This window comes from Chryseobacterium sp. UF-290 (assembly GCF_058245615.1).
This window is the reverse complement of record NZ_JBSICB010000033.1, coordinates 1-2,600: the sequence shown is the minus strand read 5'-3', so window position 1 is coordinate 2,600 and position 2,600 is coordinate 1. Positions and strand designations below refer to the sequence as shown.

Here is a 2,600-nt window from a genome sequence, read left to right as displayed (position 1 = left end):
AGAATGTTTGCCGTGGTAAAAAGAGAGGAACCTTTTGTAAATTTAATAAGATATAATTTGCACATGTCTTAGAATACACAGATTACACAGATTTTTCATCAGCATCTGCGTAATCTGTGAAATCTGTGGGAGATAATCCTGCACCTTTACAATCATTCAACTCTTTAGATATAGAATAATACGCCGAAAATCATCAACTTTCAATCAAATAGCAGTTTATATTATAAACCTTTTCGCTTTTTCCTCTTAGCCGTTATTATTTTACTGCATATTTTTTCTGTTTTCTATTGTATACATGGTGCTTTTTTGCCATTTTTGTATAAAATGTCGGACATGCAAAAAGAAAAATTACGTCTCATAAGAAAGCAAAAAGGCTATACTCAGCAGCAGGTAGCTGATTTTATCGCAACAGATGTATCGAACTACAGCAGAAAAGAAAATGGTGATGTAAGGATTATCCCTGATGAATGGGAAAAGATCGCCCGTTTTTTAGATGTACCGGTAGAGGATATTTATGAAGAAGAGGAAGCTAAGGTTATCGTAAATAATGATCATCCGGTATTTAATGACAGTTCTACGTCAGCAGGAGCAATCAATAATCAGAATTTATATAATAATATTCCAGGTTCAATTGTTGAAAACCTTCAAGGATATATTGCTTTATTGAGAGAAGAAAACGAAAAACTGAAAGAAGAGCTGAAGAACACTCCAAAGGGTAGAAAATAATACGTTTAACCGTAAAAATATTGTGTCACTCATATCCGTAGTATGTAGTGACATTTTTTTTGTGAAATATATTGGAGAGTATCGTTAAGAGCCTGTTTATAATTTAACGCTTTATTTTTTTATTTTCCCGCTGATTTTGCAGATTCAGCAGATCATTATTCGTAAATAAAATCAGCGAGAAATACTATTTTAATACAAATTTAAACAGGCTCTAAGAAATTATGGTAAAGAAAAAAGGCAATCCGGAGATTGCCTTTTATTATTTTTTCGAAAAATTATTTGTTTTTCATTTCCTCTTTGATCTTGTTTTCCAATTCCTCAGAAAGATCAGGATTATCTTTTAAAACATCCTTTACAGCGTCACGTCCCTGACCAAGTTTGGTCTCTTCGTAGCTGAACCATGAACCGCTCTTCTTCACAATTCCCATATCTACTGCAGTATCAAGAATCTCACCTACTTTAGATACTCCCTCGCCATACATGATATCGAATTCTGCTTGTTTGAAAGGAGGAGCTACCTTGTTTTTCACGATCTTCACTTTCACACGGCTTCCGATAGCTTCATCACCTTGTTTGATCGGTGCGCTGGCTTTTCTGATGTCGATTCTTACAGAAGCGTAGAACTTAAGGGCATTACCTCCTGTCGTGGTTTCAGGGTTTCCGAACATGACACCGATTTTTTCTCTCAGCTGGTTGATGAAGATCACTGTACATTTTGTTCTTGAAATCGTAGCGGTAAGCTTTCTTAATGCCTGAGACATTAATCTTGCGTGAAGACCCATTTTGGAATCTCCCATTTCACCTTCGATCTCCGCTTTTGGCGTAAGCGCAGCTACAGAGTCAATGACTACGATATCAATAGCTCCTGAACGGATAAGGTTATCTGCGATCTCTAAAGCCTGCTCACCATTGTCCGGCTGAGAAATAATAAGGTTTTCTAAGTCGATTCCTAATTTCGCAGCGTAAGTTCTGTCAAAAGCGTGCTCTGCATCAATGAAGGCAGCAATACCACCCGCTTTTTGAGCTTCAGCAATAGCATGAAGGGTCAAAGTTGTTTTACCTGAAGATTCAGGACCATATATTTCAATGATTCTTCCTCTTGGGTATCCTCCCACACCTAATGCGATATCTAATCCTAAAGATCCCGAAGGAATGACTTCTATTGTAGTATCTACGGCATCATCACCCAAAGTCATTACAGTCCCTTTACCGTATGTTTTATCTAATTTGTCAAGCACCAATGCGAGTGCTTTTTTCTTATCTTCAATGTTACTCATCGCTATTAAAATATTTCTCAAAAATACATAATTTAAACATCAAAAACTAATATTATTTATCCCTGAAACCTGTTTTTCGAGTTAAAAAATGATAAAATTTTGGTACTGATCTCATTCATAACGAAGCAGATGCGAAATGGGGTAGACAATGTGTTTAAAAATATATTTTTTCTTCAGAAGAGGAGGTGCAGGTTCTGTAAAATCGGCTTAACTTGGGTAATTTTTGTTTATCCCGGCGTTGAAAGATCTTCTGAATGAATAACCTTTATATGTATATGGATTTTCTATGAACAGTAAAACTTTGAGTTTGCCGGAAACTGCAAAGGTGCAAGTTTTATGTACATGCTGTTGTAAGGCTTAAAGATTTTATCTGTGATAAAACTTGGATGCAGCATATTTTTTTAATATTATTTTATCTCTCGCAGATTGCACAGATTACGCAGATGCTGATGAAAAATCTGTGTAATCTGTGGGAAAATTTATATAGCTCTTATATTGCCTCGAATATAAGAATAAAAGGATTCGTGTATTCTAAGACATGTGCAAATTATATCTTATTAAATTTACAAAAGGTTCCTCTCTTTTTACCACTGCAAA

The 2,600-nt window shown here is 35.4% G+C and carries 2 protein-coding genes; one reads left to right on the top strand and one right to left on the bottom strand.

Translation table 11 applies throughout. The features are described from left to right. Positions 1-333: 333 nt before the first annotated feature. Positions 334-726, top strand: a complete 393-nt coding sequence (locus AC4IF5_RS20355; protein ID WP_490737766.1) for a helix-turn-helix transcriptional regulator — start codon at positions 334-336, stop codon at positions 724-726. A 275-nt stretch (positions 727-1,001) separates the two neighbouring features. Here the strand turns inward: AC4IF5_RS20355 and recA are convergent, their stop codons facing one another. Continuing rightward, entirely contained in the window at positions 1,002-2,003 is a 1,002-nt protein-coding gene (gene recA / locus AC4IF5_RS20350; RefSeq protein ID WP_490737768.1) for a recombinase RecA, read from the bottom strand. Between the last annotated feature and the right edge of the window lie 597 nt (positions 2,004-2,600).

Excerpts from the sequence above, each read along its gene's own strand:
- AC4IF5_RS20355 (WP_490737766.1), top strand. The coding sequence starts at position 334 with ATGCAAAAAGAAAAATTACGTCTCATAAGAAAGCAAAAAGGCTATACT.
- recA (WP_490737768.1), bottom strand. The coding sequence starts at position 2,003 with ATGAGTAACATTGAAGATAAGAAAAAAGCACTCGCATTGGTGCTTGAC.